This window comes from Streptomyces sp. NPDC005195, from assembly GCF_040608315.1.
Classification (GTDB): Bacteria; Actinomycetota; Actinomycetes; order Streptomycetales; family Streptomycetaceae; genus Streptomyces; species Streptomyces kaempferi.
The window spans coordinates 1-15,959 of record NZ_JBEXHZ010000079.1 but is presented as its reverse complement, the minus strand read 5'-3'; the positions used below and the strand labels follow the sequence as shown (position 1 = coordinate 15,959).

At 67.4% G+C, this 15,959-nt stretch carries 12 protein-coding genes and 1 pseudogene; 5 read left to right on the top strand and 8 right to left on the bottom strand.

Features of this window, described 5'->3' with window-relative positions:
- Window positions 1–365 precede the first annotated feature (365 nt).
- The 4 genes and pseudogenes from ABZV34_RS34175 to ABZV34_RS34160 form a co-directional block, all read right to left on the bottom strand.
- Window positions 366–1,037, bottom strand: a complete 672-nt coding sequence (locus ABZV34_RS34175) for a nucleotidyl transferase AbiEii/AbiGii toxin family protein (RefSeq protein ID WP_356285503.1) — start codon at window positions 1,035–1,037, stop codon at window positions 366–368.
- Complete coding sequence (locus tag ABZV34_RS34170; RefSeq protein ID WP_356285500.1) at window positions 1,034–1,402, bottom strand: hypothetical protein; 369 nt, start codon at window positions 1,400–1,402, stop codon at window positions 1,034–1,036. Before ABZV34_RS34170 ends, ABZV34_RS34175 begins: the two co-directional genes overlap by 4 nt.
- Window positions 1,403–1,586: 184 nt before the next feature.
- Window positions 1,587–2,128, bottom strand: a pseudogene (locus ABZV34_RS34165) (transcriptional regulator).
- A 218-nt stretch (window positions 2,129–2,346) separates the two neighbouring features.
- Entirely contained in the window at window positions 2,347–2,895 is a 549-nt protein-coding gene (locus tag ABZV34_RS34160; RefSeq protein WP_356285497.1) for a GNAT family N-acetyltransferase, read from the bottom strand.
- 357 nt (window positions 2,896–3,252) lie between these two features.
- Between ABZV34_RS34160 and ABZV34_RS34155 the strand changes: the two genes are divergently transcribed.
- Together ABZV34_RS34155 and ABZV34_RS34150 are read left to right on the top strand one after the other, a co-directional pair.
- The gene (locus ABZV34_RS34155; protein WP_356285494.1) at window positions 3,253–4,503 is read left to right on the top strand and encodes a HEAT repeat domain-containing protein; all 1,251 of its coding nucleotides are present in this window, start codon (window positions 3,253–3,255) and stop codon (window positions 4,501–4,503) included.
- 614 nt (window positions 4,504–5,117) lie between these two features.
- Complete coding sequence (locus ABZV34_RS34150; RefSeq protein WP_356285491.1) at window positions 5,118–5,477, top strand: hypothetical protein; 360 nt, start codon at window positions 5,118–5,120, stop codon at window positions 5,475–5,477.
- A 100-nt stretch (window positions 5,478–5,577) separates the two neighbouring features.
- Here ABZV34_RS34150 and ABZV34_RS34145 read toward each other — a convergent pair whose 3' ends face one another.
- Window positions 5,578–6,786 carry a hypothetical protein gene (locus ABZV34_RS34145; RefSeq protein ID WP_356285488.1) on the bottom strand — a complete coding sequence of 403 codons (1,209 nt, stop codon included), beginning with the start codon at window positions 6,784–6,786 and terminating at the stop codon, window positions 5,578–5,580.
- A gap of 230 nt (window positions 6,787–7,016) precedes the next feature.
- Between ABZV34_RS34145 and ABZV34_RS34140 the strand changes: the two genes are divergently transcribed.
- Entirely contained in the window at window positions 7,017–7,559 is a 543-nt protein-coding gene (locus tag ABZV34_RS34140; protein ID WP_356285485.1) for a hypothetical protein, read from the top strand.
- A 12-nt stretch (window positions 7,560–7,571) separates the two neighbouring features.
- On the opposite strand, the gene ABZV34_RS34135 is transcribed toward ABZV34_RS34140, so the two are convergent.
- On the bottom strand, window positions 7,572–7,859 hold the full coding sequence (locus ABZV34_RS34135) for a WhiB family transcriptional regulator (RefSeq protein ID WP_356285482.1): 288 nt from the start codon (window positions 7,857–7,859) through the stop codon (window positions 7,572–7,574).
- A 521-nt stretch (window positions 7,860–8,380) separates the two neighbouring features.
- On the opposite strand from ABZV34_RS34135, the gene ABZV34_RS34130 reads away from it, so the two are divergent.
- Window positions 8,381–14,467, top strand: a complete 6,087-nt coding sequence (locus ABZV34_RS34130) for a DNRLRE domain-containing protein (RefSeq protein ID WP_356285479.1) — start codon at window positions 8,381–8,383, stop codon at window positions 14,465–14,467.
- A gap of 2 nt (window positions 14,468–14,469) precedes the next feature.
- Window positions 14,470–14,760: a hypothetical protein gene (locus ABZV34_RS34125; RefSeq protein WP_356285476.1), complete on the top strand. Its 291-nt coding sequence runs from the start codon at window positions 14,470–14,472 to the stop codon at window positions 14,758–14,760.
- 278 nt (window positions 14,761–15,038) lie between these two features.
- Here ABZV34_RS34125 and ABZV34_RS34120 read toward each other — a convergent pair whose 3' ends face one another.
- The gene (locus ABZV34_RS34120) at window positions 15,039–15,173 is read right to left on the bottom strand and encodes a hypothetical protein (RefSeq protein ID WP_356285474.1); all 135 of its coding nucleotides are present in this window, start codon (window positions 15,171–15,173) and stop codon (window positions 15,039–15,041) included.
- Between the two features lie 59 nt (window positions 15,174–15,232).
- Window positions 15,233–15,808, bottom strand: a complete 576-nt coding sequence (locus ABZV34_RS34115) for a hypothetical protein (RefSeq protein ID WP_356285471.1) — start codon at window positions 15,806–15,808, stop codon at window positions 15,233–15,235.
- Window positions 15,809–15,959 lie beyond the last annotated feature (151 nt).

Genomic DNA, 15,959 nt, shown 5'->3' with positions numbered 1-15,959 from the left:
AACCGCCAGATCACACCCTCGAACTGCTCCCGCAACCGCTCCGGGTAAGGGCCGTACCTACCGATCGGCAGATACGGCTCGACGAACTTCCACTGGGCATGGGTGAGTTGCCTACGCGTCACGACCACAGTCCTACCGGATTCCACCGCTCAAACAGGACAGAACCCAAGAATGATCACGACATCACACAGGCCCTAGTTGTCAGCGCTCGCAGGGCGGGGGAATGCCGAGCTGGCAGGTGTGCAGACCGTGGTGTCCGCGGGGCGCCGCGCGCGAGACTGCTCCGTGAGTTCGGCCGCCGCTGGCTGCTGCACAGACTCCGGGTCCTCTCCGGGTTGACCGGTGATCCGCCGCCCGCACGGCTCTCACCCCTCGTCCGGGTTCTCCTCGGCGTACAGGCGGGCGTCAAGGTCGGCTGCCCAGGCAAGGGCCCAGGCGCGCAGGTCGGCCAGTTGGCCGGGATCGAGGCCGTAGTCGGTGTAGTCCTTGTCGTCCCACCATTCGGCACCGTTAAGGCGGTCGCGCAGGTCTTGGAGGCTGAACTCGTAGCGTGCGTGGCGGCGGCCGAGCGTTTCGAGGTCGGCGGTGGTGCGGTGCTGGGAGGCGGCGTGGACGTCGATGAGGTCGCGGACCGCGCCGCGGTCCGCGAGCGCGCGGACCTTGGTGCCGATCACGTCGTCGAGAGCCAGCACCGGTCCGTACTCGGTCTGCGTGGGCGGACTCCAGAAAGCCTCTTTGAGGACGTCCACCTCGCATTCTTCCCCGGATTTCGGGTCGGTTGCGATGAGACGACCGGAGAGGGCCCCTGTCTCGATCTCGCGGATGCTCCAGCCGCGCGTGGTGAGGCCCTCGCCGACCACGGCGACGATCTCTGCGATCGAGGCAGGATTCTCGGTGGCTACGTCAAGGTCCTGGCTGAGGCGGTCGACCAGGCCGTGCGCCTGGACGGCATAGCCGCCTGTGATCACCAAGGGGTACGGGGTGCCGATCGCAAGTACATCGGCAAGGAGACGGCGGTGCAGGTCGGTCAGATTCACGCGGCCGGCACGCTCCGGACGGCGGCCAGCTCGGGAAAGGCTGCCTCCCAAGCCTCCCTCAACGGCCTGCTGATCAAAGTACGCAGCACCGGCCACTGCCCAAGCAGCAGATCCCGGTTCAGGAAGGCGATCAGATCTTGGCGCTGCCCCTCGGCCAGGACGGTGCGGTACAGGCTCATCCGCGAGCGGGGCTGTTCCACGTCGTAGGAGCGGCGTCCGGACCATGCCACGTGCAGCGGCAGGTCGACCGAGCCGTGGGTGGGGCCCGTCAGGTCCTGCAGGCGCGCGGGCAGCCGCTTGGTGTACTGCTCGCGGAGCAGCTCGAACGCGTTCGGCACCGGGAAACGAGAGGAACTGACAGCCATGCCCCGATTATCACCTGCCTGCCCGGGCGGGGCACGACCGACGCCCGAACCGGGTCACCCTGCAGCAAGATCCCGGCGACGACGGCCGACCGAGAGGAACATCGCGGCCTGACGGGTGAGGCTGCACTATCGAACTGATGCACCCATCTCCCGGTGTGGCGGGCTGGCTGTAAACCAGGCGAGGTCATGCGGCGAACCCGACATTGGCCACGTTCTCGTACTGGCCCCACTGACTGCCCAGGTCGACGACCTGGTCCGCCCATGCCTCGTCCAGCTCGCTGTCGTCACCGGCGGACCAGGCGGCGACGATGCGGTCCCCAGCGACGCACGTTGAGCGTGCGGAACTCCAAAACCCCGCTGGCGGGGCCGGTCGACCTGGGACTGGTTGAGCGGATGGATCTCGACCCGGGTGCCGCTGCCCGCCCGGTTGAGGCGGGCGGCCACATAGCGGGCGACATTCTCGCGCTGCACAGCTCTGTAAGCCTGTTCGATCCGCTCCAGGTTCTGGCGCGAGGGCGAGCGGGTTCCGTCGAGCTAGGCGCGCAGGGTGCGGTCCGTGACGGTGAGGCCCGCGGTGCGGGCGGCCCTGCGGGCGTGGCTGGTGCGGGTGAGGTAGTGCAGGCGTGCCATGAGGCCGCGGCGTGCGGTGACGGGGGTGGCGATGTAGCCGGCGAGGTCGTCCAGTGGGCGAGCAATGATCACTCGCTCCCAGACTGCTGGACGCAGCCCAGAAAGCCAGTTGAAAACACCTGCTATTAGCGCAGCCGCACAGCACGCACAGTCGGGTGTTCCGATGCCATCGCCGACCGGATCACCTTCCGCTGCAGCCTCATCCAGGCCGGCACCGTGTCCTACCGCTACCAAGCCACCGCCGCCGAACACGCCAAGCAGGGCGCCTGACCGGGGCCTGGGGAAACCTGTGCAATCGTCAACCGCAGATCCGATCAAGCGGACGGCGTAAGCGAAGTCCACACGCCGAACCACTGCTCGGCGCCCCACGCCTCGAACCGTTCCAGCTCGGTGAACCCCAGCTTCGCCGCCAGGCGCATCGAGCTGGCGTTGGCGGTCTGGGTGTAGAGCACCACCGGCTCACCGGGCAGCGCGCCGACAAACCAGTCGAGTGCCGCTGTGCACGCCTCGGTGGCGTACCCGCGGCCCCACGCCTCTGGTAGGAACAAGTAGCCAAGCTCCGTCTCCCCGGCCTCCAGACGGCGGTTACTTGGACTCTCGGGGGCATGCGGTTTGAGCTGGACCGTGCCGATCATTGCTCCGTCGAGCTCGACCACCAACCAACCACGGCGCTGCCCGGGCACCTCGGGCACCATGCGTTCGAGCTCGGCGCGCGGTCGAGGGCCACCAAGGTAGGCGTTCACCTCTGGCGAGGCGTTCAGCTCGATGACCGCCGCGCGGTCCCGGGCCTCAGACTCGCGGAGTACAAGCCGCTCGGTCTTGATTGGGGCAGGTGGCCAGGCGAGGGATCTGAGGTCAGCCATGCCGGCCAACCTAGCCAGCAGGCTCGGAAGCGATCAACACGCGCGGACCGATCAAGCCACTGCCCGGGCACTCTGGGCACCTAGGCATTGCGGACCGCTGACCGGCATGCGCTGGTAGCCGCACCGCCGGTCAGGTTTCCGGTACGCGGGCGTCGCATCTTGCCTTCTGCGCCCCATAACCCACGACCCAGATCATCCAGGCGCAGACACTTCACGGCCAGGGATCGAAAACACCTACTCTGACCTGCTCGCTGCAATTCCCCACTTGCAGCAAGTTGGGGACCGGTGCTGTTCGGGCGGGACCAGCTGCTGGTGTGCCGCGGAGGCTGTGTCAGTGCCTCCTGCGATCCTTCTTCGATGATCAACGAGTACGAGAAGCTGCTGGCGGGGCTGGACGATGTGGACTGGGCCGGCCTGTCGCACGCCTACGAGTCGGCGCATGACGTTCCAGGGCATATACGCACCCTGTCCGGGAGCGACGACGAGGCGCGCAAGAAGGTGTTCAGCAGCCTGTTCAATAGCATCTTCCATCAGGGCAGCCGCTATTCGGCCTCCCCGGTCGCCGTCCCGTTCCTCGCGAGGATCGCCGTCGCGGGCCCCGCAGCCGCCCGCGAGGACACGATGTGGCTGCTCACCCGCCTGGCCGTGGACTGGCACGACGAGTACGACGTGACCACCGGCATCAACGTACCCGGATGGCGTACGGCCGCGGCGGACGTCGGTCCGGAGGAGCTCCTGCCGTGGTACGAGGAGCAGCTGGCCGCCGCGACGGATGCCGACCAGCGCGCACAGCTGCAGGACCTGCGGGCCTGGGTGGCCGCCGGCAACTCGCCCGACTCCCGGTGGTCGGCACTCCAGTCATACGACGCCGTCCTCGCCGAACTCCCCAGCCTTCTCGCCCTACTCGACGACGATGACGCACGGCTGCGGACCCGGATTGCCTACCTCCTGGCCTGGTTCCCCGAATTCTCCACCACCTCCCTGCCCCGCCTCCTCGCCCTTGCCGCACAAGGTAAGGACCCGGTCACCGCAGCCACCGGGCTGCTCGCCGCCGGCCTCGTCGGACCTTCGTCCACCGCCGAGGACATCACCCCGTACCTGGATGCCACAGATCCGCTGATGCGATGGGCCGCGGCCACCGCCCTCATCCGTCTCGCCGGCCTCGACGGAACCTCTGTTGACGCCGGCCTGCTCAGCCGGACTGTCACCGAACTCACCGCAGCTGGCCGCAGCCCGTTCACTCGCGTAACCGACTACTGCGAGGGCGACCTTCACGGCCACATCGAGCGCACCCTGCACGCCCTGCCGCCCGGCTGGGACCCGGCCGCCGTGCGCGAGGCGCTCGACGCGTGCCTGCCCCGCATCGTCTGGGACTACCACGGCTCCCGCACCCGCGAAGCGATCCAGGAGCTGTTTCCCGCTCCGCAGCCGCACACCGCACCCCGCTACTCCGACCTGACAGCGGCGCAACAGCAACTGTTGGGCGATCTCGCCGACCACCGGCACACCTGGCTCATCCGCTCGTCCGCCGACCGGCTGCGGGACCTCGGCCTTCCACACACGCAGGAAGCCCTGCAGTCCTTCGCCGGACCGCACCGCACCGCCTGAAGCACCGCAGCACCACGCAGCGAGCGAAGGAGCGCTCAGGAACGCAAAAGCGGTATAGCTGCTCGGCGCCACAGGCACGCTGAACAAACGGGCAGCCCCTACTCCCCGCCCGCGAGGCGCTCGTTGCCGTTCCTCACTCAGTTGAAAAACAGAGCACGCGAGGCGATGAGCAGCCGTGGCCGATTTCAAGGATCCTCATCAGGGGCGTGGAGGGTTGGCGACCCGGCTCGACTCAGGTCGTGGACCTCCCGGTGACCGCGGCGGCTGGACGAGAACGGGCGATGGTGCGGCTGGCACTGGGACTCGACGGTCGGACCCGAAACGGCTGCGGCCGGTCTCCCCTGAGTTGAAACAGCCTCGCTCTGGCACGCAGCCCCCACCTGCTGAGCGGGCACCTCCTGCGTGCGCAGCACGCCACCAGGCTGCTCGACCACGAGGCTGACGCGATCCGCTCTGAGGGCTTGCGCCCCTTGAACCTCGCTCTGGTTGATGACCGTCTGAACCAAGCCCATCAGCGGGGCTATCTGACGAGCGATGAGCGGGAAGGGTTGCGTTCCCAGAGCCTGGTCGTCCCGGGAGCGCCGGCGGTCGGGAGGAGGGCTGACCAGGTCTGTTTGACGCTCTCCGCCGAGGCCACCGCTCATGGCATCAACGGTGTGTGGCGGCTGTTGTCCTTCTGGGGTGGCGAGGCAGTCTACTGGCGGCACTGCGATGCCGGGACGGGCGTCACGCAGAGACTGCGTTCCTTGGGCAGGCCCGCGCTCGTCACCGCTTACGTCGACCTCGCCAGTCCCGGTAAGCATCTCGTCTTCAGGTCAGTGATCCACACCTTCGTCGGCAAAGCGATCGGCTACGAGCCGGCCAACGCCGACGTCCTCTATCGAAATGCGATCCCCTCGCAGCACATCGAGTCGATCGCCTTCCCCGGCGACCCCCTCTACGACCGGTTCCCAGGCCTGCCCTCGCACGACTGATCGACGTCGCTGTCGGGCGCGGCCCGGATGCCACACAGGAGCCGCCATTTCTTGAGGGGCGCCACGTACGACGCCTGCCCTTTACTTCGCCGGGCCACGCTCACGCGTGGCGGAAGCCGCGTTCAGGGTCACGGGCATGCTCGGGGTCAAAGGGCGTAAACCAGTCGAGAGGGGCAAGGTTGACCATCCCCATGGACTGGTGAAGATCGCTCTCGGCGTCGTCGATCCCGTCGAGTGCGTCATCGAACAGCATCAGCACGTCGTGGTCCTGAAAGAGGACGCCGGAGCAGGCGTCCCAGTCGCCGTCCCCGCGGGCTTCGGGAAGGCCCGCCACGGTGTCGGCCACGAGCCGGGGCCGGTTGTGCGTCAGATCCCGGGCGCGGGCGATGCCGAGGTGCAGCGCCATTTCCTCTCCCGTGCAGCGCGGCTCGACGCCCGTGCCGGCAGTGCAGTCGGCGGCCAGGTCGTCGAACGTCCGGGCCAACTGCCGCCGCCACGAACCGTCCTGGTGCCAGGTCACCCTCGGCAATCCGCCGAACAGCCCACCAGCGCTGCGTGCAGCCGGCTGCTTCCCCAGCACGGACACCTCGTGCCACCCCTGGTCCGCCAGTTCCCGCAGGGCAAGGTGCAGCACCGCTCGCGTGCGCGCGGTGAGAACCTCCTCGCCTTCGTCGTCTTCGTCCCAGTCCTCGTCCAGGAGGTCGATGTCGCCATGGCGGGCGCGGTAGCGCAGGTGTTCGGCCACCCGGCGGGCGGCCTCTTCAGGCGCGGCGAGCGACGTGTCGATGATCAGCAGTTCGTCCGAGAACGGTTCGGCGCTCAGCAGGACACCTGCCTCCCCGAGCAGGGCATCCTTCGTGTCACTCAAGGACCGGGGCAGGACCACCGCGTACTGATTGTCGGTCAACCGGTCGATGAGGCTGGAGATCATCCCCGCGACGGTCCACGGATCGTCCCAGGGTGCGGCGATCTCAAGTCCGTCGATCACGAGGACATTGCCCGGCAGGTCGACGAAGGCCTCGTAGGCCGGAAGAAACTGACCCTCCGCGTCGAAGAGTTGCCCTGCTGCAACAGCGGCGGGGGACTGCTCGTCGGCCAGGCGCTCGCCGAGGTTGTGGGCCTTCCAGTACTGACCGCGCACCGCCCGCACCCGCGCGATGGTCTCGCCGCCCGCGGCGAGAGAGATCTGCCAGGTCTGGACACCCTCCGCAGAAGGATCGGCAAGCCGGTGGACATGCCGAAACTCCATGGTCAAGATGGGAGAACCCGCCGCGCCCGGAGACTCGGTGGCCTGATCCTGGTCTGTCATCGACCTCCTCTCGCCATGCGACCGCACCCGTGGCAGCGCACATCAAGGCTAGCCAGCACGAGACCCCCTCCGTGGCCTCATCAGCAGACAGCACCCGGAATCCAACCCCGCCGCAACCGTCCCCAGCCCCGGGGCCCTGCCCCGTGTATCCCCGGAGCCCGGCTCGCGACCAGCGATCACCGCTACCGTGAGCAGGTCCCCAGCATCTGCCCGCCATCGAGGAGCGCGTCATGGCCAGCCGTCCGACACTCGCCGACGTCACGGTGGCCGCACGGGAGATGCTCGTCATGGCCGCACGGGACGCCACAGGAGAGGAGATGGCCACCGTCCTGGTACGTCTGGGCGGCGGCACCCGCGAGGGACAGCCCCACGTGAATCTCCTGCTCGCCGAAGTATTCGCCGGCATCCTCGAGGCCGAGTGCCCGCTCATCTGGCGCAACACCGAAGGCGTGCCGGACGTGTGTGCACTCGCCGCGATCGCCCAGGACCCGGGCGAAGCGCACCGATTCGTGGCCCTGAAGGCAGCCGACGGGAAGGAGATCAGCCTCGCCGACGCCAAGGCGCGCATCGCCCGGCACTCCAGCACCACCGACCTCGCGATGCTCTATCTCCGGCGCCGGCATCTGCATCCGGAGCAGTTGGCCGCCTTTCTCGACGATGCCCGCAAGCAGACCCCACGGACAGTCGACCACCTGTGGGGCGCCTTGTGGGTCGCCTGCGCCACGGTGCGCGCCATGGCGGCCTACCGGGCCGCCATCGAAGCCACCGACTGAGCGGCCGCTCCGTCAGCTGGCGCGGGTCGAAGTGTCTCGGGCTGCCTCCAGCACGGACAGCCAGGAGACGACGTTCGGCCTGCGCCGCAGGAGAGCCCGGCGGTCCCGCTCGGTCATACCGCCCCACACCCCGAACTCGATCCGCTCATCGAGCGCTTCGGCGAGACACTCCGTGCGCACCGGACAGCCCGCGCAGACCGCCTTCGCCTGCCTCTGGCGCGCACTGTCCGCGAACAGGTCGTCCGCGTCGGAACTGCCGCACGCGGCGTCCTCCCGCCACTCCGCCCCCGTACTCGACATGACTTCCTCTCCCCCGGGCCCCCAACCCTATGGCGCCGAAGAACGCGCCAACCACGCGAGTCCCCGGCCTGGATGGACCACCACGTTCTGCAGCTCGCCGCCATCAACCTCATGACTGGCCGTCTCACCCACGGTGCCTCCGACAACTGGCGCGACAGCTAAACCGGCGAAACTGACAAGCGGGAATCAAACGCCCACCATTGACGGGCAGGCAATTCTTTACTTTCTGACGGCCCGTAAGTATGTCATTTTCAGATTGAGTTGAAGGCCGCAGATTGTCCAGTGTTCGACAATTGCAAAATCGCGTAGATGATTCTAGCGACGCCATGTTTCCTTTCATTCACCTGCGTGACATGTGGATGGCGGGGGGCAAGACGGCCTTGGCCGCCCATATCGCTCCAGTCCAGAGCCCTGTTCCGAGGGCTGGGCGGTGGTCGGCCGATCCCCGTGACGTCTCCTGATCAAGGCCAGATAAATGTTTCCCACTCGATCTCTCTTGGAGATCCGATGAAGGAGATGTGATGGGCTTCTGGCTGAAGGGCGGACCGCCAGGTCCGTTCAGCCGTCCCACGCCGGTGGCAGGTAGACGTCTGCGCCGGGTCGCGAGTGCTGTTGCACTCGTTCTTGCGGTTCAGACGGCATTGGTGGTGGAGGCCACCGGACAGTCGGTCGCGCTGACGTCGCTGACACCCACCGCGGCGTCCGCGGCAAATGCCGCCGAGGGTCCTGCAGAGGCTCAGGACGAGGCGTCGGCTGTTCTGACAGCCCGGCTACAGGACCGCCGTATTGAGGTGCTGTCGGCGCGAACGACGGATTCCACGACCTACGCGCTGCCCAGCGGTGAACTGCAGACCGAGGCCTACGCCGGCCCGGTGCGGGTGAAGCAGGACGGGCGGTGGGAGAACATCGACACCTCGCTGTCGGACACCGGCAGCGCGTTGACGCCGGAGGCGACAGCGGCTGACATCGCGGTGTCCGACGGCGGTGACAGTGCTCTGGCGTCGGTGTCCAAGGGAGGGAAGTCGTTCGGATTGGGCTGGCAGGACAAGCTGCCAACGCCTGTGGTGAAGGACAACACCGCCTCCTACGCACTCGGCGGCGGGCAGAAACTGACCGTTTCCGCACTCCCTGAAGGCTTCACCCAGAACGTCGTACTCAGCCAGCGTCCGGACGGTGCGGTGTCCTACCGGATCCCGATGGACCTGGACGGTCTAAAGCTGTCCCAGGCCGACTCCGGCCATCTGCTGCTGAAGGACACGTCGGGCAAACTGGTGGCCGAGGCGTCGGCACCGATGATGTGGGACTCCGCCACGAACGCCGTATCGGGCGAGCCGGACCATCGGAGCCGGGTCGCTACGAAGATCGAGACGGATGGCGACGGAAACCAGACGCTGGTCCTCAGCCCCGCTGCAGACTTCCTGGCCACGGCCACCTACCCGGTCACGGTCGACCCGACCTCCACGCTGGCGGTGACCACCGACACGTGGGTGCAGACCCCGGACTACCCCGACTCGCAGGTCGGCTCGCAGGAACTGAAGTCAGGTACCTACGACACCGGCCAGGACGTGGCCCGTGCGTACGTGAAGTTCGACATGTCGAAGTTCACAGGCAAACACATCACCTCCGCGACGATGTCCCTGTACTCGTACTACTCCTCGACATGCGCCACGACCGGCCCGCCGACGCAGGCCAAGCGGGTCACCTCTGCGCTGGACACCACTACGCTCACGTGGGGTGCGCAGCCGTCGACCACCACAACGAACATGGCGACCAACACGGGTCATTGGGGCTACAACTCCTCCTGCCCGGCGGCGTACTCCAACTGGACGCTCACCGGCATGGTGCAGGACTGGGCCAACGGCGCCGCCAACTACGGTGTCCAGGTCCGCAGCGCCGATGAAACCGACGCCACCACCTGGCGCCGGTTCCGCTCGGCCAACTACACCACTTCCGGCTACGCGCCCAAGCTGGTGGTGAACTACAACACCAAGCCGGGCCAGCCCACCCCGGTAAGCCCGGTGACGGGCGCGGCGACCAACGACACGACCCCGACGCTGTCGGGGAAGGCGACCGACGCGGACGGGAACAGCCTGTACGGGCACTTCGAGATCTGGAACACCGCGCACACCACGATGATCGCCAGTGGCGACAGCAGCACCGTGACCTCCGGCTCCACGTTCTCCTGGACCACCACTCCAGCCCTGGGACAGGGACCCTACGACTGGCGGGTCCTGTCCCGGGACGGCACGGACGGCAGCATCTGGTCGGCATGGAGCTCCCTCACCGTCGACACCACCAAGCCGTCGGCCACCGCGCCCTCGTCGACGGATTTCCCGGCCGACGCCTGGTCCGGGACACCGGATGACAACGGATCGTTCTCCGGAACGTTCGACTTCACCCCGCCGGCCAGCGACGTGGCTTCGGTGCTGTGGAACCTGGATGGCACCGGCGCTCACACCCTGCCCACCACCGGGGCGAAGGTGTCGGTCACGCTCACCTTCTCCCAGGGCAAGCACACCCTGTACGCCACGACGCACGACAGGGCGGGCAACGTCTCCGCGCTGACCACGTACGTCTTCTATGCGGGTTCCGGAGCTTCCCTGGACAGCCCTAGCACCGGCGACCGTACCGCCCGACGGATCACCCTGGCTGCGTCCTCCGACTCCACCGAGGGCTACACCGGGGTTTCCTACCAGTTCCGGCGGGGCGAGACCGATGCGTGGTGGGACGTCCCGTCCACGGACGTGAAACAGTCCGACGGATCGGCCGTCGCCGCCTGGCCTGTTCCGGCCTCCCAAGGCGCACCCGCACCGCTGACCTGGAATGTCACCGATACTCTGACCCAGGATGGCGTCCTCGAAATTCGAGCGGCCTTTGTCAAGGACACCACCAAGGCCTACTCACAGCCCGAGACGATCACGCTGGACCGTGACGCGGGCAGCGCCCCCAGCACCAACGTCGGGCCGGGCTCGGTAAACATGCTGACGGGCGACTTCGGTCTGTCTGCCAAGGACACTTCCGGCTTCGGCCTGTCCGTGTCCCGCACGGCTTCCTCACGCCGTCCGACCGCCGGCGCCGACGCCGACGGCCAGGCCGCCATCTTCGGCCCCGAGTGGATATCGGGTGTTACAGCGGTCGGCTCCGAGTGGTCCTACGTCCGCGAGACCTCGACGGCCTCGGTCGCCCTGGTCGATGCGGACGGCGGCGAGACGGGCTTCACCGCGACCTCGGGTGGAGGCTGGAAGCCTGAACCGGGTTCGGAGGACCTGACCCTGACCGGCTCGTTCACCGGGACGTTCACGCTCAAGGACAAGGAAGGCACCACCACCACCTTCGCCAAGGTGGATACGCCAGCCACGACCTGGCAGGTGTCGGCCACCTACCTCCCGACCGACAACTCCACCACCAAGATCGTCTCGGAGCTGGTCACCTCCGGCACAAAGACACTGTCACGGCCCAAGTACATGATCGCGCCGACCACGGCAGTCGCGTCCTCGACCTGCCAGAGCGCGCCGTCGACCAAGGGCTGCCGCGTGATGGAGTTCGTCTACGCAGCCTCCACCACCGCCACCAGCTCGGTGTTCGGGGACTACAAGGACCAGGTCAAGCAGATCAAGCTGTGGGCGACAGACCCTGGCGCTTCGGCCGCGACCGCAACGGCAGTCGCACAATACGCCTACGACAACGCAGGCCAGCTGCGCGAAGAGTGGGACCCGCGGATCAGCCCCGCGCTGAAGACGCAGTACACCTATGAGTCCAACAGCCGTCTGAGTACCTTCACACCCGCTGGTGAGCTGCCCTGGACATTCACCTACGGCAAGGTCGGCAACGAGGCCACCGCCGGTGACGGCATGCTACTGACGGCCTCTCGTCCGGCCCTGGCCCAGGACAGTGCGCACACAACGTCCGGGACGGCCACCACCACGGTCGTCTACGACGTGCCGCTGTCGGGCGGTTCCGCGCCATACCAGATGGACTCAAACACCGTTGCCACCTGGGCGCAGTACGAGGCACCGACCGACGCCACGGCCGTTTTCCCGGCAGACAGCGTCCCCGCCTCGAGCACCGGCAGCGTTTTGACGGCGTCCTCGTACGACCGCGCCACGATCACGTACATCGATGCGGATGGCCAGGAGACCAATACCGCCAATCCCGGCGGCGGCATCACCACAACCGAGCACGACATCCTCGGCAACAACACCTCACAGCTCAGCGCTGCCAACCGCGCTCTCGCGCTGAGCAGTTCCTCCGACGAGCTGACGGAGCTGGGCCTGGACGGTCTGGCCACGGCCGAACGCGCGCAGCAGCTCGCCACCGTCTCCACGTACTCCGCCGACGGCACACGCGGCACCGGCACCTACGGACCACTGCACCAGGTAACCCTCACCAAGGACCTGACCGGTTCCGTCACCCTGCCGGCCGGCTCAGTGGTCCCAGCCCGCACTCACACCGCGCTCACCTACGACGAGAACCGGCCGGCCGACGCGGCGATCTCCGGTCTGCTCACCTCCAAGGTGACGGGCGCGGCCATCGCAAACTCCGCAACGGACGCCGACACCAGCACGGTGGCCTACAGCTACGACTGGTCGACCGGTCAGCAGAAGTCCGCCACAGGCAGCACGACAAGCGACGTCGTCGCCACCTACGACAACAACGGACGCGTGGCCAGCACCCGAACCCCGGGCTCCTCCGGCTCGGACGCAGACACGCTCAACTACACCTACTACAGTGCGACCGCCACAGGCGTCTGTGCCTCCGCGGAGTGGGACGGCCTGCTGTGCCGGACCGCTCCCGCAGCGGCCATCACCAACGGTGCCAGCAACCCGTCCGAGGCGGCCACCACGGTCTACACCTACGACCGCTGGGGCCAGATGGCCAGCAAGTCCGAGACCGCGAACGGCGTGACGCGCACGACCACCATCACAATCGACGCGGCTGGGCGTACTACAAAGAAGGCTGTCACCGGAGGAACCGGCACAGACTCCCCGGCCGCCACGACCACGTACGATCCGAGCAACGGACAGCCGGCCACCCAGTCCTCCAGCGGAAAGACCATCGTCTACCGGTACGACGACCTGGGCCGCCAAATCTCCTACGACGACGGCGCGGGCAACACCACGACCACGTCGTACGACATCCTGGACCGCACGGCCGGGCGCACCGACTCGGCTCCGTCCACGCAGACCTACGCATACAGCACCGCCGGTGACCTCAAGACCCTGACCGACTCGGTGGCGGGCACCTTCCGCGGCACCTACGACGCCGACGGAACCCTGACCGCAGAGACCCTGCCGGGCAACTACGCGCTGGCCGTGGACACGGATCCGGTAGGACAGGTCACGGACCGCTCCTACACAACCGCCGACCACACCACGATCGCCTCAGACACCGCCGACTACACGATCGACGGCCGCCGGGCCGACCACACGCAGACAGACGGCACCACTGTCCAGTCCGCCTACACCTACACCAGCGCCGGCCGTCTCAGCCACGCCGTTGACAACACCCAGGCCGGCTGCACGGCCCGCACCTACACCTTCGACGGGAGCAGCAACCGCACCGCACTGACGACCACCTCCGACGACTGCGATAGCAGCACCTCCGACGCCACCACCGTCACCACGCCGTACACCTACGACACGGCCGACCGCCTGGTGAACAGTGGCTACGCCTACGACGCCTTCGGCCGCACCACAGCCAACGCCAGCACCGCGCTGGCGTACTACACCAACGATCTGGTCCGCTCCGAAACCCTCGGTTCCAGCCGCAACATCTGGGACCTGGACGGAGCCGGGCGCCTCGCCGTGCAGACAGCCCAGAGCAAGGGCACGGACGGCACCTGGAGCACCGGCACCGTCACGACCAGCCACTACGGCGACGCATCCGACAGCCCGGTGTGGAGCGTGACCGGCACTACCGTGGCCCGTTACGTCCACGACCTAGCCGGATCTCTCGCCGCGACCACGACGGCGTCTGGTGGCGTGGTCCTCCAACTGTCCGATGTACACGGCAACGTCACCGTGCAGCAGCCGCTGGACACCTCAGCGACCGTCACCGTGCGTCACTACGACGAGTACGGCAACGTACTCGCCGACTCCACGGACGGCGCCGGGTACGACTGGCTGGGCGCCTACCAGCGCTCGGGCAACACGCTCAGCGGCTACACGCTCATGGGTGCCCGGCTCTACGACCCCTCTACCGGCCGCTTCCTGAGCCAGGATGCGGTCTACGGAGGTAACTCCAACGCCTACGAATACTGCTCGGGCAACCCGATCACCTGTCTCGACCTCACCGGCCTCAGCAAGCACAATTACAACGCGCACGGCTGGCACTTCTGGGGGTGGGAGTCAGACATGACCAACTCCCGAGGCTGGAATGTGGTCAACCGGTTCAACGAGCACGCCGCGGCAACCGGGATACTCGCCGCCATGATCGGCGCCTACGCCTGGGCGACGGGTGTGGGAGCGTTGGCAGCTGCACTCGGTGGCATCGTCGTCGCCTACTACTGGTACCTGAGCGCGCGGATGCAGTCGGTGCTGTACAGAAACCCGAAGCGCGGCGTGAAGCTGCAGATTGTCTTCGGCTACCCCAACATCAACAGGGAGTGAACGTGAGCACCGTTGTCGACTACACCACATTCGCGGTGGGGTGCCTTCTCGCGCTCGCAGGCCTGATCTCGCTGCTCGCCGGCTGGGCCCCGACATGGCTGCGGCACGTCGAGCGACCCCGACTGTTCGGCGCCTGGGCGCTGTGCCTCGGTACTTTCTGCGTCACGCAACTGCCGGCGCTGCGAACTGAGGTGATCAAGCTCGGAGACCCTGCCATCGACGCCTGCGTAGTGCTGCTGCTGATCTCGGCAGCGGCTCTGCTGCTCGGCCTCAGAAGACCCCGCCGCCAGTAACGGCTCCGCGCGACCAAGGCGCGTTGAGGAGTCGGTGACCTGTTTGGTTGGCCGTCCGTGGAAGCCACGGACGGCCAACCAACTGGTGAGGCCCCGGGCGATGCCGTTGATGCTGACCGCCGTGGTGACCCGACGACGATCAGTTGCTTGCCTCGCAAACCCAACCAAGGCGGCGCCACCGGATGTTCAGCAGCCGCCCTCTGCGTCAGCGAAGATCCGAGCCAGCGGCACCCCTACCGCTCTGCGCGCCTGCCCTCACTTCTCGTCTGCCGGACCGTTCAGCACGTGGGCGTTGCGAAGCAACGGCACCGCGGCCCTTCGTCCGCGCGCAGCTCGTCGGAGCCGTTCAACTCGGCCGTGGCCGCCCATTGCCTGAGCCCGCGCAGCGCGTCCTCGGCTACGGCGGCAGTCACGTTCGCCGCGTACACCAAACCACCCGGATTCTCGCGGTGGCACCCCAGCCGAAGAGCGGTCAGGCGCGGGCCACCAGACGGTCCAGCTCGTCCAGGCCGTCGTTGCAGCACGTCCCGCACACCAGGCGCCGCTTCTTCGGTCTCTCCGGAAGCGGAATGTTGTAGGCGCAGTGGGCGTCGTCGATGTTGCGCAGGTCGTGACCGCAGTCGGCGCACATCAGGCCCATCGCTGCCGCCTGCTTCGCACTCCAGCGCGGCCAGTCCACCGACAGTGCCAGGTCGATGATCGCCATCGAGTCCCTGCGGGGTTCGAAAACAACAAACCCCCACCCTGGCACGTCCTGGGTCTGTTCGATGGGCTGCTGAAGAGAGGGCATCCACCGCACCAGATGGGCAAGGTCCTCACGGTCGACGCGGACTTCCTGCCCGCGCCGCGCCCACTTGCCCAGCGACTTCGCCAGGGGATAGCGGAAGGCCATGACCACATAGTGAGGGACTTCAAGGAGAGTGAGGTCAGCGGAGATCTCACCGGCGGTGGCCTTCCACTCACCGCAGCCCGCTTCCCGCCACAGGGCGAGCCCTCCAGCACACAGCACACCGGAGGCATTGACCGTTGCGACAATGCGCCGTTGCACAGCTCTCACCTCTGGAGCCATCCGCTCCGCCATCTGCTTTCCCACCCTCTGCTGTTGCTAGTGCCGCGTCAGGTAATGTTTGCCCTGTTGTGATGTGACGCGCCGTCTGGGTCCTGGGCTGAGCGGCGTGTTTCGGTCACCCTGTCTGGGT

Coding starts and splice junctions, on each gene's coding strand:
- ABZV34_RS34130 (WP_356285479.1), top strand. CDS start 8,381: ATGGGCTTCTGGCTGAAGGGCGGACCGCCAGGTCCGTTCAGCCGTCCC.
- ABZV34_RS34140 (WP_356285485.1), top strand. CDS start 7,017: ATGGCCAGCCGTCCGACACTCGCCGACGTCACGGTGGCCGCACGGGAG.
- ABZV34_RS34155 (WP_356285494.1), top strand. CDS start 3,253: ATGATCAACGAGTACGAGAAGCTGCTGGCGGGGCTGGACGATGTGGAC.
- ABZV34_RS34135 (WP_356285482.1), bottom strand. CDS start 7,859: ATGTCGAGTACGGGGGCGGAGTGGCGGGAGGACGCCGCGTGCGGCAGT.
- ABZV34_RS34170 (WP_356285500.1), bottom strand. CDS start 1,402: ATGGCTGTCAGTTCCTCTCGTTTCCCGGTGCCGAACGCGTTCGAGCTG.
- ABZV34_RS34160 (WP_356285497.1), bottom strand. CDS start 2,895: ATGGCTGACCTCAGATCCCTCGCCTGGCCACCTGCCCCAATCAAGACC.
- ABZV34_RS34145 (WP_356285488.1), bottom strand. CDS start 6,786: ATGACAGACCAGGATCAGGCCACCGAGTCTCCGGGCGCGGCGGGTTCT.